Genomic DNA, 21705 nt, shown 5'->3' with positions numbered 1-21705 from the left:
TCCTTTCTTATTTCACAATAACTTTCCCATGAAACATATCCATACCGCAAGCAAAGTTATAAGTACCAGCTTTATCTGTTGGAATATTCACACTTGTAATAGGTTGTTTGGTTAAATCTTCATTGACTCCAAGCTGTTCAAAAACTACATGTGATAAGCAGGCAGTTGAATCTTTTAAATCAAAATTTACTTGAGCAGGTACGCCTTTTTTTAAAACAACTGTTGAAGGAGAATAACCACCATTTACCACAATAGTTGCTGTTTGTTCATCATCGACTACGGTTGCTTCTCCAGTATTTTCTTTGTGAGGTGCAAAAAACCACCAAAGAATAAATCCAATTAAGATGAGGCCAATAATAATAGAAATAATTTGTCCAATACTCATAAAAATTCCTCCTAATAAAACTAATTTTCTTTCTTTAAACAATTACAAGCTACCATTTCAGGAGCAGTTTTCATTTTTTTATCAATTTCAACTTTAATTTTTTCTAGATCAGATTTGGAAATAGGGGAATCTTTAACTAAATTAAAGATAACTTCGCCTTTATGCATATTGCACATCCGATTCAACAGCGCCTGAGTGGCATCAAACATCATGTCAGTTTGAGAAACAACTGGACAATATAAGAATCCTCGACCATCTTGTTCGGTCTTTAAAAGCCCTTTTTTTGTTAATCTGCGAATTAAGGTTTTAATAGTCGAATCAGACCAAGACTTCTTCTTTTGAATTTCATTGATAATTTCTTTAGTATGGGCTTGATTCAAAGTCCAAATGATACGCATAATTTCCCATTCTGCATCTGAAATATCAGTACTTGATAATTTCTTAGTTTCCATAATTTGTTCCTTTCGTTTACAATTGTAATCTTAAAATTAACGACTACATTTGTCAACTAAAAAGCAATAAAAAAACCATCTAACTTAAGCTAGATGGTGAAAATTTAAATTAAAATCCCATTGCAGTGGTCAATTTCATGTTGAATAACCTCAGCGGTAAAATCCGAAAATTCTTGTTTATGGGTTTCCAAATTTTCGTTTTGATACTGAACAGTAATATTTTTAAAACGCTTAGTAGATCTTTGTCCAGTTAAGGAAAGACAGCCTTCTTGAGTCAAATATTCCCCTGATGAACTAGTAATAACAGGATTAAGCATCACAATGGGAATAGGACCAATAAACAAGGCAATAATCCGTTTGTTTTGGCCAATCATATTAGCAGCCAATCCAGCAGCTTTATCTTTATTTGCTAATAAAGTATCTCTTAAATCTTGAGCAATAGTTAAGTCTGCTGAAGTAGCAGGGGCTGATTTCAAACTAAGAGTTAATTGATTATGAATAATATTTTGTTGAGCCATTTTTATCCCATATTAGTAATTAAGAAAAAGATAATAAAGAGAACAAATAAGATATACATCATTGGTGAAACTTCTTTATAGCGCTTAGCAGCAATCATAGTAATTGGGTAGGCAATCATTCCCAAAGCTAAACCATCTGAAATGGAATAAGTAAGGGGCATTCCAACAACTACTAAGAAGGATGGAAAGGCAATTTCAAATTTATCCCAGTTGATATATTTTAAGTTACCAGCCATTAAGACACCAACGATAATCAAAGCCGGTGCAGTAACAGTCGTAGGAATCACGGCTAATAAAGGACTAAAGATCATTGCAATTAAGAAAAAGATTCCAACAAAGATAGCTGTTAATCCAGTTCGTCCACCCATGGCAATTCCAGCACTGGATTCTACTGAAGTTCCAAGCGGTGCTGTACCCAAAATTGAGCCTTCAACCATGGCAAGTGAATCAGAAAGAAAAGCCTTACCAATATGAGGGATTTTTCCATCTTTGTTGACCATACCAGCTTGTTGGGTCATTCCGATTAAAGTACCTGCAGTATCAAAGAAGGTTACTAGTAAGAACGTAACAACTACCATCCATAATTGAGCAGTATTAATATCCTTTAAATGGAAAATAGCTTGACCAAAAGTTGGCGCAATAGAAGGTGGAGTAGAAATAAAACCATGAGGCATTGAAATCTGACCAATAGCAATCCCAAAACCAGCAGTAACAATCATTCCAATAAAAATAGAACCAGGGACTTTAGCGGCCATTAAGATGACAGTTAAAATTAGTCCGAATAAAGTGATCCAAATAGCAGGATTATTAAAACTACCTAAGCCAACTAAGGAAGACTTATTATCAACGATAATTTGACCATTTTGTAAGCCAATAAAGGCAATAAATAAACCGATACCAGCAGAAATAGCATATTTTAAATCTTGTGGAATAGCATCCACAACTTTTTCACGTAGTTTAAGAACTGTAATCAAAATAAATAAAATTGATGCAACTAAAACTGACGCTAAAGCTGTTTCCCAGGAAATACCCATTCCGACACAAACGTTGTAGGCGAAAAAGGCGGCACTACCAAGCGTAGGAGCTAGCGCAATAGGATAATTAGCAATTAATCCCATCAAAAAACAACCAACTGCAGTAGCTATAGCTGTAACAGTAAAAGCTGCTCCTTTATTAATTCCAGCTGCATGCAAAATATTTGGGTTAACAAATAGGATGTAGGAGAGACTGACAAAAGTAGTTAATGCAGCAATTAACTCACGTTTGACAGTGGTATGAGCATCCGATAAATGAAAGAATTTTTCTAACATTTCAAATTTCCTCCGAATTTATTAAGAATTTATAAAGAACTTTGTTCTAAAGTGTAGCACATAAAATGGATTATGACAGATCTTTTTCGTAAAAAATAAAAAAGTCTGACAAAAGTCAGACTTTAAAATTAATCTTTATTATTAAGACGGACATATTCCTGAAGCTGCGCAATAGTGAAATATGGCAAGTTATGCTCAGCTGCAAATTCCTTTAAATAAGGACGACGAGCCATTGTACCATCTGGTTTAATCATTTCACAAATATAAGCAACTTCTGGTTCTCCCGCCAAACGAGTTAAGGTAATAGAAGCTTCAGTATGACCGTTGCGTTCTAAGACACCACCATCTTTGGCAATTAAAGGAAAAATATGTCCCGGTCTAAAGAAATCGGTAGGTTGGGAATTCGGATCTGCCAAATGCTTGATCGTTAGAGCACGATCAGCAGCTGAAATTCCTGTAGTGGTGTCTTTATAATCAACACTTACAGTAAAGGCCGTTCCATATGGATCGGTGTTATTACCAACCATTGGATTTAAATTTAAGCGTTTAGCAATTGAACTGCCAATAGGTGCACAAAGAAGACCACGAGCATTTTTAATAATGAAATTGACATTGTCGGCAGTAACTTTGCTTCCCAAACCAATCATGTCACCTTCGGCTTCACGATCCTCATCATCAGCTACGATAACTAAACCACCATTTTTCATCCATTCAATTGCATTTTTAATATTTTCTATTTCTTGAGTAGTCATCAATAAATTCTCCTTTTAATTAAAAAACCTTATTAGTTAACTATTAAAATTAAAGGGAAAATTATGTTGTGTCATAACAAGACTTAGTAATAAATTTAGCTAAAAATAATGTGAAGTAATATGGATTACATCGCTCCTTTATCAATCTAATTCAATATATTAAATTAATTAGAAATAATTGTCAATTACGACTTATTTAATATTTAGTACCCACATAAAGATGATAAAGATTACAAATAAGGCCCACATTACTGGGGATATTTCTTTACCACGACGAGCTGAAACCATCGCAATTGGGTAAGTAATCATTCCCCAGGCTAAACCATCAGAAATTGAATAAGTAAGCGGCATACCAATTAAAATTAGAAAAGCAGGTACTGCAATTTCCAATTTTTCCCAGTGAATTTGAGCAGTATTTTGAGCCATTAAAACACCAACAATAATTAAAGCAGGCGCAGTAACTTGGGTAGTGAAAATTCCTAGTAAAGGACTAAAAATCATAGAAATCAAGAAGAACATTGCTACGAACACAGCAGTTAGACCTGAACGACCACCAACTGCAATTCCAGCGCTTGATTCAACAAAGGCTCCAACTGGTGAAGTACCAAAAATTGAACCAAAGAGCATTGCAGTAGAGTCAGATGCTAAGGCTTTACCAACTCTAGGCATCTTATTGTTTTTCATTAAGCCAGCTTGTTGAGCTAAACCAATTAAAGTTCCCGCAGTATCAAAGAAAGTAACTAATAAGAATGTAAGAACAACAATCCACATTTGTAAGGTATTGATATCTTTAACATGAAAAATTGCTTGGCCAAAAGTAGGTGCCAGACTTGGAGCGAAAGAAATAAATTTATGGGGTAGAGCAATTTGACCAGTAGCAATTCCAAAAATTGAGCCAGTGACCATTCCAATAAAAATTGCTCCAGGCACCCCTAGAATCATTAAAACAATAGTTACCAGTAAACCAAAAATAGTGATCCAAACAAGGGGATTATCTAATGAACCAAGACCAACTAAAGTGGAATCATTTTTAACAATTAAACCACCATCTTGTAAGCCTAAGAAGGCAATAAACAAACCAATACCTGCCGAAATAGCATATTTTAAATCAGCAGGAATTGCATCAATAATTAATTCACGTAATTTAAATAAAGTGATTAGAATAAAAATAATTGAAGCTACAAAAACTGAAGCTAGGGCAGTTTGCCATTTAACATGCATTCCAATACATACAGTGTAAGCAAAGAATGCATTGATTCCTAGGGCTGGGGCTTCACCAATTGGATAATTAGCGACAATTCCCATAATTGCAGTACCTAGTGCTGCTGCCAAGGCAGTAGCTGTAAACACTGCACCAGTTGGCATCCCACTTGCACCCAAAACGCTAGGATTAACAAATAGGATATAGGACATACTAATAAAGGTAGTGAGACCAGCTAAAAATTCAGTACGAATATTAGTCCCAAGACTAGATAGTTTGAAATAATTGTTTAAAAAGTTCATTTTAATCCTCCAAATCGAACTTAATGTTCGTGTTTTAATATTATTTAAGGACTTATTTAGTTTATCATTCCTATAAAATGATGTAAATACGAATTATAGGAATAACTGTTAAATAATGTGAATATTTTTACAAGTATTATTATTAAAATTATTTTAATAATGGTGATATAACAAAGATGAAAGCTATAGAGAAGAGGGTTTAAAATGACAGTATATTATAAAGGTTTCCCCCAAAGTACTAGGGAAAAGAAATTAAATCTTGTAAATTTAAATCAATTGGAAGATGAAGTTAAGTATGTGATGCCAGAAGCTGCATACTACTACATTGCCAGTGGTTCAGAAAATGAATGGACTTGGCGTAACAATACCCAAGCATTTAACCACTTCCAAATTGTACCAAGAGCTTTAACTGATAGATCCAATCCAAGCACTGATACTACTTTTATGGGAATGGATTTAAAGACACCAGTAATGATAAGTCCAATTGCATGTAACGGTATTTCTCATGCTGAAGCCGAAGTTGATGTAGCTAAAGGTGCTAAAGCTGCAGGTGCTTTATACAGTATGAGTACTTATGCTAACAAGAGTGTTGAAGACGTCCAAAAGGCCGTTGGTGAATCACCAAGATTTTTCCAATTATATTTAAGTAAAGATTGGGACTTTAACCGTATGGTAATTACTGATGCACTTAAGGCTGGTTTTAGTGGCTTCTTCTTAACTGTTGATGCTACTGTTAGTGGTTATCGTGAAGCTAACTTACGTACCCACTTCACTTATCCAGTTCCACTAGCATTCTTCAACAAATGGTCTGGTGGTAAAGGTGAAGGCCAAAGTGTAGCTCAAATGTATGCTTCTTCAGCTCAAAAGATTGGGCCTGAAGATATTAAGAAGATTAAGGAAATTGCCGGTAAAGATGTTCCAGTCTTTGTAAAGGGTGTTGAATGTGCCGAAGATGCTTTCTTAGCAATTGGTGCAGGCGCTGATGGTATCGTTGTTTCTAACCACGGTGGTCGTCAATTAGATGGTGCTCCAGCAACGATTGATGTCTTACCAGAAATTGCCAAAGAAGTTCACCACAGTGACCACCGTATTCCAATTATTTTGGACTCTGGTGTTCGTCGTGGTTCACATGTCTTCAAGGCTTTAGCTTTAGGTGCTGACCTAGTAGGTATTGGTCGTCCATACTTATACGGCTTAGCTTTAGGTGGTGCCCTTGGTGTTGAATCAGTAATTGAACAATTAAACAAAGAATTGTTAATTGATATGCAATTAACTGGTTGCAAGACTATTGAAGATGTAAAGCATGCTAAGATTGACCACATTTCTTACAGTGCTGATTGGGGCGTTTCATCAACAAGTCCAAGTGTAAGAAAGCCTTACCCTGTAACTAAGGAAAACCAATTAGAAAAAGATGCTGATAGTACTGATGCTGAATCTGGTGCTTCAGAACATGAATAAGTAAGTATTTATCAATAAAGAATATAAAAAACAGAGCTGAATTTCAGCTCTGTTTTTTTGATAGATTAAATTGTAAATTTAGGCTTCTTCAATCATAATTTCGTCTAAACCTTTATCCCAGTCAGTCGGTAATTTACCAATTTCTTTAAGCTTAAGAACAATTTGATTAATGACTGCTTCTCGGTCAGCTTCACTACTCATAAAATCATATTTGTCGCCATTAATGGTCATCTTTGGAGAGTACTCATACTTTTCATACCAAGGCTTGTAGTAGCGTAATAAACGCTTGTAATAATCTTCTAAAGTCGGATCATAACTTAATTGCTCATAATTACGACCACGTTTTTGGATACGCTTAATCATGGTGTCATAAGAAACATCGATATGTACCAAAAGATCAGGATGTTTTTTGGGCATGCGTTCTAATTCGGCCATCATATTGTTGAGCAATTCATAGTAAGTATCTACTTCTTCTTTGGTGGCACGACCAATATCTGCATTCATTTGGAAGAAAAGAGCATCTTCATAGATTGAACGGTCAAGAACGTTATTATCATCCTCTAAAGCACGTTTAATACTTTGAAAACGAGTGTTTAAGAAATAAACTTGCAATAAAAATGCGTACTTTTCAGGGTTTTCATAAAATAGTGGCAATACAGGATTATCATCAACACTTTCATAGAAAGGTTGGGTATTTAAATATTTTGCTAAAACTCCTGTAAGACTGGATTTACCGGCTCCAATAGGCCCGCTTAATACAATAACTGTCATCACGATCCTTCTTTATATTTTTCTCAATAATTAGAGATTACCAAGCTCTGTCAACTTGGCATCAACTAATTGAATTACTTCTTTTTTAGCATCTTCATCAATAACAAAGTCGTATTTATCGCCATCGATCATCATTTTTGGTGATTCATCATAGTTTTCAAACCATGGTTCATAATATTTGAGCAAGCGTTCGTAGTAAGCCTTTAAACTAGGGTCACTTGAGAGTTGTTCATATGAACGACCACGTTTTTGAATACGCTTAAGCATTGTATCTAATGACACATGAATATAAATTAAAAGATCTGGTTTTTTACTTGGATTGCCAGGTGTTTCTGCCATCATGTTATGTAAAAGGCTATCATAGATTTTAAACTCAGTGGCATCAGCGATTTTACTATCAACATTCATTTTAAAGAATAAAGCATCTTCGTAAATTGAACGATCAGAAACAGCATTCTTTTCTTGAATTGCTTGATTAATCTGAGCTAAACGATGATTTAAAAGATATACATTTAGTAAAAAAGTATAATGGGACATGTCTTTATAATATAAAGGTAAGATAGGATTAGTATCTACGCCTTCATAAAACCCTTGGCTCCCCAAATGTTCAGCTAAAATACTTGTTAAACTGGATTTACCGGCTCCAATAGGCCCGCTCAATACTATAACTGTCATCACGTTCTTTCTATACAATATGTTGGCTGCCTTACTAGTTTAGTCCAATATCTAGGGGGTAAACAAGAAGATTTTTAATTTTGTTCCACGCAAAAAAGTCAAGTGCTAGCTTGACTTTTTTTAAAATATTTTTTTGTTATTTTGTGAAAAAACAAATTTTAAACTTTTATTTACGATATTTATCGCTTAATTTAGCAGCTGCAACTTCATCACAAATTATTGTTACATCTGGGTGATCTTGTAAAATTGAAGCAGGTACTTCTTCTGTTACTGGACCTTCAATCATTGCTTTGATTGCATCTTGTTTAGACTCGCCAAATGCTAGTAGAACAATCTTTTTACTATTCATAATTGATCTAATTCCCATGCAAATTGCTTGGCGTGGAACGTCATCAATATTATCAAAAAATCTTGAATTTGCCTTAATAGTATTTTCTGTTAATTTTACTTCATGGGTTAAGCTACCAAATGGAGTACCAGGTTCGTTAAAAGCAATATGACCATTACCACCAATACCTAAAATTTGAATATCAATCGGATTTTCTTCAATAATTTTGTTGTAGTGGTCAACTTCTTCATGAATATTTTTAGCTAAGCCATTAGGAATATAAGAATGCTTAAAAGGTTTTTGGTCAAAAAGATGATGTTGCATAAAGTAGTGATAACTTTGGTCATTATCAGGAGCTAAACCATAGTATTCATCCAAGTTGATACTAGTCATGTCAGAAAAATCAAGATCACTGTCTACCATATCTGAGTATAGAGGGATAGGGGATGAACCAGTAGCTAGCCCCAATACTTTAGCACCATTTTTCATACCAGTTTTAATTATTTCGAAAGCCTTAGTGCCGCCTTCAATATTATCTTTAGTAATAATAATTTTCATGATTTAGTCCTCCTTGATTTATTGGTCTAGTCCATTATAAAATAAAAGTATATTTTGGTCAACACAAGCGGTTACATTGTGATAAAGTCGGGATTTTTGGTACACTTTATTTGAGGTGAGAATCATGACCGAACAATTTAAGGATTTAAATTTACCTAAAATAGGGATGGGTACTTGGAATATTGGTGGAAATCCAAGCCAAAGAAATGATGAAATTGCGGCTCTGCGTTTTGGAATTGATAATGGAATTAATGTAATCGATACTGCAGAAATGTATGGGTCTGGAAAAAGTGAAAGCTTAATAGGTGCTGCAATTAAGGGTTATGATCGCTCAAAATTATATTTAATTTCCAAATTTTATCCTTATCATGCTACTCCCGCATTAGAAAGGGCCAGCTTAGAAAAAACTTTACAAAGGCTGGGGACGGATTATCTTGATCTTTATTTGTTACATTGGCGTGGTCCAACACGTTTATCTGAAACAGTTTTAGGCCTGCAAAAATTACAAAAAGAAGGATTAATTCGGCATTGGGGTGTTTCAAATTTTGATACTGATGATATGAAAGAGCTCTTGGCCCTTCCTGGTGGGGATGAATGTTTTGTTAATGAAGATCTCTATAATTTAGAACAAAGAGGAATAGAGTTTGATTTGCTTCCTTGGCAGAATGAAAAGGGCATCAATTTTATTGGTTATTCGCCTTTTAATTCTGGTGATGGAAATACGATGCGGGTTACCAAGAATTTAAAACGTGTAGCACGCAATCATCAAGCTAGTCCTCATCAGATAATGCTTGCTTGGGCAATTCGTCAGGGAAATGTGTTATCGATTCCCAAGGCTGGTAAAATCAGCCATATGAAAGAAAATATTGCAGCCCAAGATATTAAACTAACAAGTGAAGATCTAAAATTAATTAATGCCGATTTTCCACCACCAACAGCTAAACAACCATTGGCTACAATCTAATAATAAAAAGGCAGTTCCTTTAAGGAACTGCCTTTATTTGTGTAGGGACTTTAATCTGTCCCTTAATTATTTTAAGACGAGCCTTTTGGGCTTGATCCCAGGCCTGATTGGAAATATTAGGGGAGTTAAGAATATAAACACCATTATTTTGAAGATTATAAGTAATATTTTTACCACCCGGAAATTTTCCATCATAAGTAGTTTGAGCAATATTTTCAACTGCTAAATTAACAGCCTTAATAACTGAGGTCAAAGTGAAATTAGACTCTTGTTGACCTTTAGCATAGTAATTACCTAAGCTTTGTTGGTCTGAATCTACGCCAATAACATAAACCTTTTTGTTAACGGCTTGCGTTTCATTAAAAGATTTAACAGCTTGAAAAACTCCAGTACCACTTTTTCCAGCGGCTTGAAAAATAATATCAGCCTTTTTGTTAATTAAATTCAATGCTAAGTCTTTAGCCTTAGAAGATTTTGAAAAGCTATTAGTGTAACCATTTAACAACTTAATATTTTTATGAAGTTTTTTTGCACCAGCTTTAATCCCAGCCTCAAAACCAGCTTGATAACGGATGGTTGCCGTATTTTGTTCGCCACCAATAAAACCAATAATGTTACTTTTAGTGGTATAAGCAGCAACAATTCCGGCCAAATATGCAGCCTGTTCATTATTAAAATTGATGGAAGTAACGTTTTTTTGATGAGAAATAGTTTCATCAACAATTACAAAATTATGTTTGGGATTATTTTTGGCCGCTTTGCTAATATCAGTTTTAAGATTAGGTCCGACTCCAAAAATAGTTTTAAAATTTTTATTTAGTGCTGATTGAATTGCAGCAGTAGGAGTTGAAGTAGAAACAAAATATTGGTAGCCATTATCTCCTTGTTCAAGGTGATTATTAATGCCATATTGCTTTAGACCTTGCCAAGCCGAAGCGTTATAAGAGTGGTCATTAATTGTATTATTATCGGTAATAAGGGCAACGGTTTGATTACTAGTTTTATTATTTGAGTGTGAATGATGCTTTTGATTACTACAAGCTGTAACTACGAGTGTGAGTAATAAAAGACTTATAAGACTAAAAATTAATTTTGTCTGCTTAATTTTTTGATTCATAATTTTCCTTTAATAGCAGTTAATGGTTTAACGCTTTTAAATTAACAAGTCCCCTTTAATTTGTCAATTTCACACTAAAAGGACTTAGCCAGTAAGCTAAGCCCCCTTTCTACAGTGATTTTATTTAAAGTTAAAAATAATTCCAATTAAAAAGCCAATTGTTTCAGTAATGAAAAGTACCTGTGTATTTTGAACGACTTTTGGAAAAGTAATACGTTTATTTTGAATACGCCAGAGAGCTTGCATATTTTTAACTAAAAGTGGGATGCAGATTACGATTAATAAAACTGACCAAGGCAAAATATTAATCATTACTGCCCAAATTGTTAATAAATAGCCTAGGACATAATTAATAACAAATAAGTATAACCCACCCTTAATACCAAGGTAGGAAACTAGGGTGTGACGTCCATTATTGATATCTTCTTGGTAATCACAGACATTATTTCCAAGTAATAAAGTATAATTACAAATTTCAGGAATTCCGGCCGCTAAAATTATTTTGCCTAAGAAGGACCAAGTAAATCTATAATCTGGATAGATATTGATATAAACCATAACCAGAATAATTCCTAGTCCCATTGCAAAAGCTGCCGCAATTTCACCAAAAGGTCCAGAAGAAATCGTGTGAGAACCAGTAGAATAGAAAATTGCTATCCCATAACAAAGTAAGCCTAAAAGCCAAATAATCCAATTATTGGTTTGAAATCCGATTAAAATTCCACAAGCAGCTGAAATGATAAATAAAATTAGTGAAAACCATTTTACTTGGTTTGGATCTAAATGATACATCCCAATTGGATTCTTTTTATGATCACCAGTTTTAGCAGCTTTTTCACGTTTGTAGTCCCAGTAACCATCATTGACGTTCATGAAGACTTGCAATACGATCATCGCAATTACCATTTCAATAGTAGGCCAAAGGCGTAAAAGATGATAGTTATACCAAGTATAAAAAATTCCTAAAACAAGAGGAATAACGGAATTAAATAGGGTACGAGGTTCTATTAATTCATAGTAGCCTTTTTTATAGTCAGGTGACATGATAAGTCTCCTTCCTTTCTTAAAGTAAACCTTGATCCATTAAATAAAGTTGATGGAATTGTTTGTTTTCTTTAAATAAAGTATGAGGATTTCCTTCCATTTCGACAACCCCATCTTTAAAGAAAAGAACCTGATCAATAAATTTCATTCCTTGTAAGTGGTGGGTGATCCAAATAACGGTCTTGTCTTTGAGTACAGCGAAAACTAAGTTAAGCAACTTTTGTTCTGTTAGTGGATCTAAGCCGACTGTTGGCTCATCTAAGAGGACAATTGGAGTATCTTGTAAAAGTACCCGTGCAAGAGCTAAACGCTGTTTCTGACCACCAGAAAAGCGAGCACCGGCTTCTTGAACAGCAGTATTTAATCCGTCAGGAAGTGAACGAATATAGTCCCCTAATTGAACTTTATCTAATACTGACATCATTTCATCAGTTGTGGCTTTTGGATTAGCCATTTGTAAATTTTCATAAATTGTGGTGTTAAAAAGAAATGGCTCTTGATTGAGGACTGAATATAATTGGGCCCGCTCATCTTGTAGAGCTCTGACATTGATGCCATTCAATTCAATGCTCCCAGCATCAGGTTTTAAATCACCAAGTACTAATTGTAAAATGGTACTTTTACCAGCTCCTGAAGGACCAATTAAAGCTGCCTTTTGTCCTTTAGTTAAGGTTAAAGAAAAGTCTTTGATAATAGCTTCTTTTTCTCCTGGATAAGTAAAACTTACATGTTTTAATTGCAGAAGCTTGGCCGCATTAGGTGCTAATTTTTCTTGAGTAGGTAAGTGATCTTCTTCAGACTTTAGGTTGTTAAGGCGTTTAACGGAATCACTATAGGTATGCCACTCTTCAACTCCTTGAGCAACAGGGATAAAGGCATCAGAAAGTGGGAAAAGCGCTAGAACAACAGCACCAACGTAATTAGCAGCGTCTTGATTATAAGTTAAATCTTTATTGGTAAAGAAGAGTAAAGCAACTGCAATTAAACCAAAAATTACCTCTAAGACAAAATCGCGTGCCCAATCAAATTCACCAGATTTTTTATTGTGTTTAACTAGGCTCTTTAAAGTTACTTTAGATTGATTATGAAAATCTTGTTGACGACCAGAAACTTGCCAGTCACCAGCGCCTAATACTTGATCAGTATATTCGGTATAAAGCGCTGATTTTTCAGCTTTTTCTTTTGCTCTAATACCTGCCTGAGTTAAAAGTGAAACTAAAGGAACAACTAATAACTCAAATAAGAGTAAAATGGCAACAATTCCAGCTAAGGGCCAGCTAAACCAACCAAGTAGACAAACGGCAATAAAGCCAACAATATAACTTAAAATAGCAGGAAAAATAGTACGTAAATAAAGATTTTGCAGGTGTCCTAAATCTTCTGTCAATAAAGAAAGTAAGGTACCAGTTTTATACTCGCCACCCACAGTTGAAGAATTTTTTTCAACAATGTTATAAAGACGTAAACGTAAGTCACTAGTAACCCGTAATACCCAGTTATGAGAAACAAGACGCTCTAGATAACGAAAAAGAGGACGACCAATACCAGTTGCTCTTAAAAGCACAATTGAAGTATAGATCATCAAAATATTAGCAGGATGAGTAGCGGCCTTATCAATTGTATAACCGGCATAAAACATCAATGCTCCTGCACAGAGGAACATTAAGGTCCCTAAAAAGAGAGCTAGAACAAACATCCATTTATATTTTAGAAGATAAGGTTTAATCCAGGTTTCAGTTTTCCAGGAAAAGTTATCTTTTTTCATAGTTCCGCCTCCTTCAAAGGTTCAGTTAGTTTACGATAAGCCGTGCCGTTTTTAGCTAGCTCACTAGGAGTTCCTTGCTCAACGATTTTTCCGTTCTCGATTACTAAGCACCAATCCATATCTTTTAACCAGTGCAAACGGTGAGTAGCGAAGAAAACTAAGTGATTCTCCATTAATGGGGCCATAGTCTTTTTCAATTCATATTCAGTTTCAATATCAAGGTGAGCAGTTGGTTCATCAAAGAATAAAATATGCCGCTCATCTGCTAAGAATGCTCTTGCTAAAGCAATACGTTGCTTTTGACCACCAGAAATTCCGCGTCCATGTTCACCAATTTTTGTTTCTAATCCATTTTTTAAACTACTAATAAAGTCCGTTAGACCAGCTGCTTGAATTGCTTGCTTGATTTCGGCTTCACTTGCATCTGGACGATAGAAAGTAATGTTGTAACGAATGGTAGTAGCAAACATATAGGGTTCTTGAGGGATGTAAGTTAATTGATTTTGCCAATTTTCTTGAGTTAAAGTTGCTAGTTCAGTGTTGTTAACTTTGAAGTTAGTAGAATTTATTTTAGGTGTAAGATATCCAGCTAAAACATTCATCAAAGTTGTTTTACCAGCTCCAGTGGGTCCAATAATTCCAATTTTTTCATAACCCTTGATCGATAAGTTAATATCAGTTAATTCGTTGATAACTGCTTGTTTTTGGTCATCTTGTTCTACCATACCAGTCATTTTGGCATTAGGATCCACGATAAATTTATCTTGGTCGTCATTACCATAAGTAAAGGTAAGGTGATTAACAGTTAAAGTGCTATCTTGGTTCCATGTGAAACGTGGTAATTGGTCTCTTTGCTCAACAGTTTTAAATTCAAGAATATCAAACATTTGACTGAGGGCATTTTTACCATTTAAAGTAGCATGGAAATCATTTCCAAAATCTCTGATTGGTAAAAAATATTCAGGAGAAAGTACTAAAACTATCAATGATGGCAATAAAACTAAGCGGCCATCGATCAAGCCTAAGCCTAAGAAAACCGCCACAATTGCGATTGAAAGGGTAGTAAAGAAGTCGAGTGTAAAAGTAGAAAGAATTGCCACACGTAATACACGCATAGTTTGTTTACGATAAGCCTCACTATTTTTGTAAACTTCTTTACCATATCTTTTGGCCAAACCTAGAACTTTTAAAGTTCCGATTCCGCGTAAAGCATCAACAAAGTGATTTTGTAAGCGAATATAACCACCATATTGTTTACTTGCTTGGTCTTGAGCAGCTTTTCCAAGAATGATCATAAAAAGAATTAAAAGTGGAAAAACTAATAAGAGGATCCAACCAGAAACAGTATTTTGAGTAAAAATATAAATTAAAATAATCCAGGGGATGATTGCCAAGCCGATAATTTTAGGAAAGATTAGGGACAAGTATTCTGATACTTCATCCATTCCATCTAATAGCATCGCAACTAAGTTACCAGTACCTACTTTTGCACTAACACTTAGTCCCCCTTGATATACTTTATCCAAGATTTGTTCGCGTAATAACCCAGTAGTTTGTCGAGCATAGCGTTTCATATACCAGTTTTGGAACCAAGTTATTCCTTGGCGTAAAAGATACATAAGGAAAAAGATTAGCACATCAAGTGCAATACTAGAAAAAGGTTTGCGGTGCCAAGAACCAACAATTGCTTTGGCAAGATAAATTCCTTGTCCTAAAATAGCAAATGCTTGCAGAAGAATAAGTCCTGCAAGCATTGTTAGCATGATCTTGGCTTTTGGTAATTTAAAAAGTCGTTTATCGATCATTAATTTTTATCCTTTTAATTACATAAAGCTATCTGAAATGTCATCAAGCTTAACTCTATGTCTAAAAATGTAATAAGTCCAAATGATGTAAGCAAGAGCAATTGGCAAAAGAATACATGCCACAATTGTCATTACTTGTAGTGTTAAAGCACCATTTGCAGCCTTAGCAATTGAGATTGTGTGGGCTGGGTTTTGTGCAATAAGTACATTTGGAAATAGACCATTGAAGAGTAAAGTTACTACACCGGCTAAAGTTAAACCACTAAAGATGAAAGCCCAAGCTTGGTGATCAGAGTGGTTAAAGATTTGAGAAAGGATAGTAAATACTACAATAGCAATGGTAATACAAATTGATGAAATTGGACGTTTTTCAAAGAAATCAGTTTGGAAAATTACTAATAAAGCAAAGACAACTTCACCAATGTAAGCAATGATGTAAAGCTTATTGTTTAAGCTTTGAGCATGTCTACTTAATTCAGGATCATCAATTCTAAGTCTTAAGAAGTTAAGACCATGGATTAAGCAAAGTAAGACGCCTGCAACAGCAGTTACAATTGAAAGCCAGTTAACAATATTCCAGAAGCCAAGACTCATATTACCTTGAGCATCCATTGGAACTCCTTGGATTAAGCTACCAAACATCATACATAAGAAGAATGGTGCTAATAAACTACCAAAGAATAAAGCCCAATTCCAGAAATTAAATCCCTTTCTGCTTTCTGCGTGACTTGAAAATTCAAAGGAAACCCCACGAATAATCAAAGAGAACAAGGTTAAGAATAAGAGGATATAGTATCCACTAAATAAACTTGCATACCAAGCAGAAAATGATGCAAACATGGCACCACCAGCAGTAATTAACCATACTTCGTTGGCATCCCAAATTGGTCCAATAGTTCGAACCATCAAGCGACGTTCACGATCATTTCTGGCTATTAAACGAGTTGCCATTCCAACACCGTAATCAAAACCTTCTGTGAAGAAGAAGATAATGAATAAAAGGGCAATTAGAAGGAACCACAATAATTGTAAAGGTTGAATTCCATCAATCATTAGTACTGACCTCCTTGTAATGCTCTTTCAACTCCCATATCGAGTTGACGTTTACTGTAGTAGATCATGACTCCGCCTAATGTAGCAAAGATTAAGAAGTACATGATATTAGTGAAGAGTAACTCACCGAAGGTTGTACTTGGTGAAACAGAATCGGCAATCGTAAATAGACCATAAACAGTCCATGGGAAACGACCTAATTCAGTAATAAACCAACCACAAGTATTAGCGATAAATGGAGCGTAAGTAGTAATACCTAAAATCCATAAGAACCAACGCTTGTTCTCAATTGTATCCTTCTTTGAACGACTCCAGATTAAACCTAGAATTGCAACTAAGAAGAACCAAGCGGCAAATCCTGCCATGATACGGAATGAGTAGAATAATGTTTTAACAGGAACATAGTAACTCATATCCTTACCAAACTTTTTATCATATTTGGCATGTAATTCTTTGTTAATTTGATTCATACCCTTGATACTACCAGTTGTCTTGTGGTAAGTAAGGATAGTTAGTACATCAGGAACTGAAACTGCACCCTTATTTTCATGGGTCTTAGTGTCAAGATCAGCAACAATATCCCAAGGAGCATGTTTTGAAGTGGTGTTGTAAACACCTTCAGTAGCAGCAAACTTCATTGGTTGTTCATGAATTTCAACTTGAGTTTGGTAGTCACCAACATAAATTTCAAGTGCTGAAGTAATCAAAACAATCCAAAGACTAACACGAAGTGACTTCTTAAAGAAATGACGATCATGTTTATGTTTGCCTAATAAACCAAATGCTGACATACCAGCTACTACAACAGAAGCAGTAACAAAAGCACCAATAATTACGTGAGGGAATTCTGCTGATAAAGCAGGATTCTTAAGTAGTGCCCAGAAACTGGTCATTTGAGCCTTACCATCTTTAATAGCATAACCAACTGGGTTTTGCATAAATGAGTTGGCAGTCAAAATCCAAACGGCACTGAGTAGAGAACCTAAGAATGATAGCCAAACAGTTACACAGTGAAGACCTGGCTTAAATCTATTCCAAGTAAATGCCCAAAGACCAATAAACGTTGATTCAAGGAAGAATGCTAGCAAAGCTTCAATAGCTAAAGGAGCACCAAAAATATCTCCCATGAATCTTGAATAATTGGACCAGTTCATTCCGAATTGGAATTCTTGAATTAGTCCAGTAACAACACCAACAGCAAAACTCAAAAGGTAGATCTTACCCCAGAATTGAGCCATTTGTTTATAAACTTCGTCCTTTTTGGCTACGTAAAGTGTTTCCATAATAGAAACTACTAAACCCATACCAATAGAGAAAGGTACGAAGAAGAAGTGAAAGACCGTTGTCATTGCAAATTGAAAACGGGCAAGGTCTAACATATCTACACCCAAAAGCATAATTTCACCTTTTCCTATAAATATCCAAATAAATTATTTGCAACTCCATAATAAGCTTATATTTAAACGTTTTCAATCATATCAACAATTAATCTGAAGAAAAAGGTCCAAAAAAACTTTAAAAGAATTAAACTTAGGAGTTTTTGTTATATAAAAAAAGCAGAAGTGACACGCCGTTACTTCTGCTTTTACTAATTAATATATTAAAAATAAAATAGTTTTGTTATTTGAAAAATTATTCACTGCGAAGTGCCTCAGCGGCATCTCTTTTAGCTGCCATTTTAGCAGGAAGGTGACCACCAATCATGGTTAAAATTGTTGCAATCACGACTAAGATAATAGCTTGTAACCAATCTAATTGGGCCACATTAGGCATATCAGTCATGTTGTAAATAATTGCACTGATTGGAAAAGTTAACAGGTAAGCAATAAAGATCCCTAAAACACCTGAAAAAGCTCCTAAAATAAATGTTTCGGCATCAAAAACGCGAGTGATGTCACGTTTTCTAGCTCCTAGGGCCTTAAGAATACCAATTTCTTTAGTACGTTCAAGGACTGAAGTATAAGTTAAAATTCCAATCATAATCATTGAAGTAATTAAAGAAATGCCAGCAAAAGCAACTAGGACGGTAGTAATACCGCTTAAGACACCACCGGTTAATTGGGTTACGGTGCCAGACATATCAGTATAGATAATTTTAGCGCTTGATTTCTTGCCTTTGTTCCACTTATCAAGGTAGCTTAGAATTTTATCTTTTGAATCAAAAGAAGTAGGATAAATTAAAATACTACTTGGAAGAGAAGACCCACCTAAACTAGCAAGTAGTTGTTCTTTTTGACTATTTGCTAAAGGTTGGTTAGTTAGCACATTAAGATTGGAATTCTTTTGTGCTTGGACAATTTCTGAATTTTTGTTTTGATTAATAATTTTTTTAGTTAAATTGTCACTATAGGCAATCCCATTATCAAGTAAAGCCATTTGACTATTATTTTTACTGCGAATAACACCTGCAAGGGTAATAGTAGTTGAAGCTGAATTGTACATTGCTTGATCAGGTGTTTTTGGGACGTAAGTTCCAGTGGATAATTTTTGGTAATAATCATTATTAGTGACTAGTTTAAATTTTTTGCCAATTAATTTTGAAAGATCAATTTTTTGACCATCTTTAACTTTTAAACCTAAATTAGTCAAAGCGTTTAAATTGGCCTCATCTTTATTATTTAGGACTAAAACTACATCAGTACTTGCTTTAGGCCACTTACCCTCAAGCAATTGATAGTTAGTTTTTAAAAATGAATTCTTCTTAGAATCTAAAGTTGTAGGAAAAACATTGGTATTGATTCCCATCGTGTTCATACTTTGTAATTGAGCACTAGCTAATGAATTTTGAGAATTATTAGTATTTGAGAATTCAACCTTGCTTATTTTGCCATCATTATTAGAGAGTAAATTTAATTGCGTTCCGCGAATAAATGAGATGTTATTAGCATAAGCAGGATTTATTTTCTTGATATAGTTGAGATAAGCTTGAGTAATATGATTTTGATGAGTATTTTTCTCGTTATCAGGTATCGCAGCAGTTAAATACCCGCGATATTTCACATTCTTGTTATTACTTTTTTCTCTGTTTGAATTAGCACTCAGATCTGTTGCTGTTTGAGAAATAGATATGGGGAATTGGGCCAATGTTTTAGTTTGAGTTTCATCAATTTGCTTTTGAAAGCCATGAGAAAGTGCTAAGACAATTGCAATCCCAATAATTCCGATACTGGAAGCAAAAGCAGTTAAAAAGGTTTGTCCTTTTTTGGTCATAATGTTAGTAAAACTGAGTTTTAAGGCATTCCAGTAAGACATTTTGGTCTTTTTTAAATGGAAGGTATCTTTGACATCTTTAGGTGGAGTGTAAGGATCAGAATCGCTAAGAATTTTACCATCTTGAAAGTGCACGATGCGACTTGCATATTCATCAGCTAACTCTGGATTGTGGGTAACCATGATAACCAGCTTATCTTTGCTAAGTTCCTTGATTATTTTCATAATATCTTTACTAGTTTTGGTATCAAGGGCACCAGTCGGTTCATCACAAAGTAAAATATCAGGATCATTAGCTATTGCCCGGGCAATAGCTACTCTTTGCATCTGACCTCCTGAAAGTTGATTAGGCTTTTTATAAATATGTTCACCTAGACCAACTTTCTTAAGGGCAGCGATTGCTTTTTCATGACGTTCTTTACTATCGACACCAGAAAGGGTCATTCCTAATTCAACATTCTCAATGATAGAAAGATGGGGAATTAAATTATAGCTTTGAAAAATAAAACCAACAGTATTGTTGCGATAAGCATCCCAATCAGTTTGAGTGAAATTTTTGGTAGATTTACCATTGATGATAATATCACCGGAATCATAGTGATCTAAGCCACCGATTACATTTAAAAGTGTCGTTTTTCCGGAACCACTTGGGCCTAAAATAGCCACAAATTCATGATTTCTAAAGTTGATAGTTACATCATTTAGGGCATGTGTAATTGTATCTCCAACTTTATAGGTTTTCATTAAGTGTTCAAGTTGTAACATTAGTATCCTTTCTTAAAAAGATAAAAAATAATAGTTAGGTAACTAACTATTATTTTAAAGCAGATATTTGTAAATAGCCAATTTATAACAAAAATAAATATATTTTTTAATAATTATTAAAGAATACGATACTTTGCCCAACCAAAACTTATTACTATAGCTTGGATAATGAATATCAAGGCAATTAGCCCAATGATGAAAAAGTGTCTTTTTTTGTGCATGATAAAAGTACCAGCAAACTCTCTAATAATGGCATTTGGTAAAAAATATAATCTAGTTGTTGCACCCACACCATTTGCGTGTAAATGAGCAAGCTTGGCATATAGACCTGCGCGAAAAAGATGATAATTATTAGTGAAGAATTTGGCTCTAAATTTATTATTACCAAAATCTTTAATGGCAATTTGCTTAGAAAAGACCATATTTTCTTGAGTATTAGTAGATTTATCTTCAAGTAAAATATATTCTTCTGGCATCCCATGTTTAATAGCATAGGCCTTCATAGCTGCTGCTTCTGATAAATCTTCATCCTTTCCTTGACCACCTGACATGATTATTTTAGGACGCTTATGCCCTTTATCATACTGTTTATTGCTATAAGCGATAGCACGATCAATTCGCGCGCCTAACAAACGTGAAACTTTATTACCATTAATTAGTCCTGCTCCTAAGACAATTAGATAATCTTGTTTATATCCTCGTGGGGTAAACTGATAGAGTAAAAGATTTACTAAGAAGTTATACATCACAATTCCAAGATAAATAGTAATAACGATAGCAGCCGTTAAAATTAAATTTACCCATTGTGGCAAGTGGCGTAGTAGGCCAATGCGTTCAATAAACCAAATGCCTACTAAGGCAAGACCAATAAATAAAGTTAGTAAATTAGGAAGGCTATGACTTTCATATTTCCAAACAAAGTATGCATTCCAGAGAAAAAATGCCCACGAAAATACTACTAGTAAAGATATGGTCAAAAACAGTAGAATAGCTATACTACCAAAAGTATAGGTTAATGCTTTATTATTTTGGGAGAAAATTAAAACGGCAAACCAACTTAAAAAGATTAGAAAAGCAAGTGTAAATAATATTCCATTCATTAGTCGACGTGGTTCAATTAGCCAAGAAAGAAAAAAAATTCCAAGGCTGATAAACATAATTATTGTTAAAGTAGTCAGTTCATGGTGGAGAAAGTAATTCCAAAAATGATTTAATTGTTGTGCTATTTTGTCCATTTTTTCTTGTCCTTTATTATTTTCTTTCATTATAATT

Annotated in this window: 18 protein-coding genes and 1 pseudogene; 2 read left to right on the top strand and 17 right to left on the bottom strand. The window is 34.4% G+C overall.

The features are described from left to right. Positions 1 to 7: 7 nt before the first annotated feature. The 6 genes and pseudogenes from LrDSM24759_RS04130 to LrDSM24759_RS04105 form a co-directional block, all read right to left on the bottom strand. On the bottom strand, positions 8 to 385 hold the full coding sequence (locus tag LrDSM24759_RS04130; protein ID WP_117118232.1) for a cupredoxin domain-containing protein: 378 nt from the start codon (positions 383 to 385) through the stop codon (positions 8 to 10). A 20-nt stretch (positions 386 to 405) separates the two neighbouring features. Then, complete coding sequence (locus LrDSM24759_RS04125) at positions 406 to 837, bottom strand: CopY/TcrY family copper transport repressor (RefSeq protein ID WP_117118231.1); 432 nt, start codon at positions 835 to 837, stop codon at positions 406 to 408. A gap of 104 nt (positions 838 to 941) precedes the next feature. Next, complete coding sequence (locus tag LrDSM24759_RS04120) at positions 942 to 1355, bottom strand: peptide deformylase (RefSeq protein WP_117118230.1); 414 nt, start codon at positions 1353 to 1355, stop codon at positions 942 to 944. Positions 1356 to 1357: 2 nt separating this feature from the next. Next, the gene (locus LrDSM24759_RS04115; protein ID WP_117118229.1) at positions 1358 to 2665 is read right to left on the bottom strand and encodes an NCS2 family permease; all 1308 of its coding nucleotides are present in this window, start codon (positions 2663 to 2665) and stop codon (positions 1358 to 1360) included. A gap of 146 nt (positions 2666 to 2811) precedes the next feature. Further along, positions 2812 to 3417 (bottom strand): annotated as a pseudogene (gene ribB, locus LrDSM24759_RS04110) (3,4-dihydroxy-2-butanone-4-phosphate synthase); the annotation flags it as partial. A gap of 192 nt (positions 3418 to 3609) precedes the next feature. After that, complete coding sequence (locus LrDSM24759_RS04105) at positions 3610 to 4920, bottom strand: NCS2 family permease (RefSeq protein WP_117118227.1); 1311 nt, start codon at positions 4918 to 4920, stop codon at positions 3610 to 3612. Between the two features lie 204 nt (positions 4921 to 5124). Between LrDSM24759_RS04105 and LrDSM24759_RS04100 the strand changes: the two genes are divergently transcribed. Continuing rightward, entirely contained in the window at positions 5125 to 6378 is a 1254-nt protein-coding gene (locus LrDSM24759_RS04100) for a (S)-2-hydroxy-acid oxidase (protein ID WP_117118226.1), read from the top strand. A 78-nt stretch (positions 6379 to 6456) separates the two neighbouring features. Here the strand turns inward: LrDSM24759_RS04100 and LrDSM24759_RS04095 are convergent, their stop codons facing one another. The 3 genes from LrDSM24759_RS04095 to LrDSM24759_RS04085 form a co-directional block, all read right to left on the bottom strand. Beyond that, a complete protein-coding gene (locus LrDSM24759_RS04095) occupies positions 6457 to 7149 on the bottom strand; it encodes a deoxynucleoside kinase (protein ID WP_117118225.1) in 693 nt (230 codons plus the stop codon). Positions 7150 to 7179: 30 nt separating this feature from the next. After that, positions 7180 to 7824, bottom strand: a complete 645-nt coding sequence (locus tag LrDSM24759_RS04090) for a deoxynucleoside kinase (RefSeq protein WP_306808402.1) — start codon at positions 7822 to 7824, stop codon at positions 7180 to 7182. Positions 7825 to 7990: 166 nt separating this feature from the next. Beyond that, entirely contained in the window at positions 7991 to 8710 is a 720-nt protein-coding gene (locus tag LrDSM24759_RS04085) for a glucosamine-6-phosphate deaminase (RefSeq protein ID WP_117118223.1), read from the bottom strand. A gap of 124 nt (positions 8711 to 8834) precedes the next feature. On the opposite strand from LrDSM24759_RS04085, the gene LrDSM24759_RS04080 reads away from it, so the two are divergent. Further along, complete coding sequence (locus LrDSM24759_RS04080) at positions 8835 to 9674, top strand: aldo/keto reductase (protein ID WP_117118222.1); 840 nt, start codon at positions 8835 to 8837, stop codon at positions 9672 to 9674. Between the two features lie 19 nt (positions 9675 to 9693). Here LrDSM24759_RS04080 and LrDSM24759_RS04075 read toward each other — a convergent pair whose 3' ends face one another. The 8 genes from LrDSM24759_RS04075 to LrDSM24759_RS04040 form a co-directional block, all read right to left on the bottom strand. Next, positions 9694 to 10791, bottom strand: coding sequence for a BMP family lipoprotein (locus LrDSM24759_RS04075; protein ID WP_117118221.1), 1098 nt, complete (start codon positions 10789 to 10791; stop codon positions 9694 to 9696). 120 nt (positions 10792 to 10911) lie between these two features. Beyond that, positions 10912 to 11835 (bottom strand): prenyltransferase, encoded by a 924-nt coding sequence (locus tag LrDSM24759_RS04070; RefSeq protein WP_117118220.1) that lies wholly within the window; start codon positions 11833 to 11835, stop codon positions 10912 to 10914. Between the two features lie 19 nt (positions 11836 to 11854). Then, the gene (cydC, locus tag LrDSM24759_RS04065) at positions 11855 to 13600 is read right to left on the bottom strand and encodes a thiol reductant ABC exporter subunit CydC (protein WP_117118219.1); all 1746 of its coding nucleotides are present in this window, start codon (positions 13598 to 13600) and stop codon (positions 11855 to 11857) included. Beyond that, positions 13597 to 15405: a thiol reductant ABC exporter subunit CydD gene (gene cydD, locus LrDSM24759_RS04060; protein WP_117118218.1), complete on the bottom strand. Its 1809-nt coding sequence runs from the start codon at positions 15403 to 15405 to the stop codon at positions 13597 to 13599. The genes cydC and cydD overlap by 4 nt, the downstream gene beginning before the upstream one ends. An 18-nt stretch (positions 15406 to 15423) precedes the next feature. Then, on the bottom strand, positions 15424 to 16458 hold the full coding sequence (gene cydB, locus LrDSM24759_RS04055; protein ID WP_117118217.1) for a cytochrome d ubiquinol oxidase subunit II: 1035 nt from the start codon (positions 16456 to 16458) through the stop codon (positions 15424 to 15426). Continuing rightward, on the bottom strand, positions 16458 to 17855 hold the full coding sequence (locus tag LrDSM24759_RS04050; RefSeq protein ID WP_117118216.1) for a cytochrome ubiquinol oxidase subunit I: 1398 nt from the start codon (positions 17853 to 17855) through the stop codon (positions 16458 to 16460). The genes cydB and LrDSM24759_RS04050 overlap by 1 nt, the downstream gene beginning before the upstream one ends. A 235-nt stretch (positions 17856 to 18090) precedes the next feature. After that, positions 18091 to 20433, bottom strand: coding sequence for an ABC transporter ATP-binding protein/permease (locus tag LrDSM24759_RS04045; protein ID WP_117118215.1), 2343 nt, complete (start codon positions 20431 to 20433; stop codon positions 18091 to 18093). Positions 20434 to 20549: 116 nt separating this feature from the next. Further along, complete coding sequence (locus tag LrDSM24759_RS04040) at positions 20550 to 21668, bottom strand: YdcF family protein (RefSeq protein ID WP_117118305.1); 1119 nt, start codon at positions 21666 to 21668, stop codon at positions 20550 to 20552. Positions 21669 to 21705: the final 37 nt, after the last annotated feature.

The organism is Lactobacillus rodentium (assembly GCF_003423665.1).
In the GTDB taxonomy this organism is placed as follows: Bacteria; Bacillota; Bacilli; order Lactobacillales; family Lactobacillaceae; genus Lactobacillus; species Lactobacillus rodentium.
This window is presented reverse-complemented; position numbering and strand designations above follow the sequence as displayed.

Coding starts and splice junctions, on each gene's coding strand:
- LrDSM24759_RS04095 (WP_117118225.1), bottom strand. CDS start 7,149: ATGACAGTTATTGTATTAAGCGGGCCTATTGGAGCCGGTAAATCCAGT.
- LrDSM24759_RS04125 (WP_117118231.1), bottom strand. CDS start 837: ATGGAAACTAAGAAATTATCAAGTACTGATATTTCAGATGCAGAATGG.
- LrDSM24759_RS04115 (WP_117118229.1), bottom strand. CDS start 2,665: ATGTTAGAAAAATTCTTTCATTTATCGGATGCTCATACCACTGTCAAA.
- cydB (WP_117118217.1), bottom strand. CDS start 16,458: ATGATTGATGGAATTCAACCTTTACAATTATTGTGGTTCCTTCTAATT.
- LrDSM24759_RS04045 (WP_117118215.1), bottom strand. CDS start 20,433: ATGTTACAACTTGAACACTTAATGAAAACCTATAAAGTTGGAGATACA.
- LrDSM24759_RS04040 (WP_117118305.1), bottom strand. CDS start 21,668: ATGGACAAAATAGCACAACAATTAAATCATTTTTGGAATTACTTTCTC.
- LrDSM24759_RS04120 (WP_117118230.1), bottom strand. CDS start 1,355: ATGGCTCAACAAAATATTATTCATAATCAATTAACTCTTAGTTTGAAA.
- LrDSM24759_RS04050 (WP_117118216.1), bottom strand. CDS start 17,855: ATGCTTTTGGGTGTAGATATGTTAGACCTTGCCCGTTTTCAATTTGCA.
- LrDSM24759_RS04090 (WP_306808402.1), bottom strand. CDS start 7,824: ATGACAGTTATAGTATTGAGCGGGCCTATTGGAGCCGGTAAATCCAGT.
- LrDSM24759_RS04080 (WP_117118222.1), top strand. CDS start 8,835: ATGACCGAACAATTTAAGGATTTAAATTTACCTAAAATAGGGATGGGT.
- LrDSM24759_RS04100 (WP_117118226.1), top strand. CDS start 5,125: ATGACAGTATATTATAAAGGTTTCCCCCAAAGTACTAGGGAAAAGAAA.
- LrDSM24759_RS04130 (WP_117118232.1), bottom strand. CDS start 385: ATGAGTATTGGACAAATTATTTCTATTATTATTGGCCTCATCTTAATT.
- LrDSM24759_RS04070 (WP_117118220.1), bottom strand. CDS start 11,835: ATGTCACCTGACTATAAAAAAGGCTACTATGAATTAATAGAACCTCGT.
- cydD (WP_117118218.1), bottom strand. CDS start 15,405: ATGATCGATAAACGACTTTTTAAATTACCAAAAGCCAAGATCATGCTA.
- cydC (WP_117118219.1), bottom strand. CDS start 13,600: ATGAAAAAAGATAACTTTTCCTGGAAAACTGAAACCTGGATTAAACCT.
- LrDSM24759_RS04085 (WP_117118223.1), bottom strand. CDS start 8,710: ATGAAAATTATTATTACTAAAGATAATATTGAAGGCGGCACTAAGGCT.
- LrDSM24759_RS04075 (WP_117118221.1), bottom strand. CDS start 10,791: ATGAATCAAAAAATTAAGCAGACAAAATTAATTTTTAGTCTTATAAGT.
- LrDSM24759_RS04105 (WP_117118227.1), bottom strand. CDS start 4,920: ATGAACTTTTTAAACAATTATTTCAAACTATCTAGTCTTGGGACTAAT.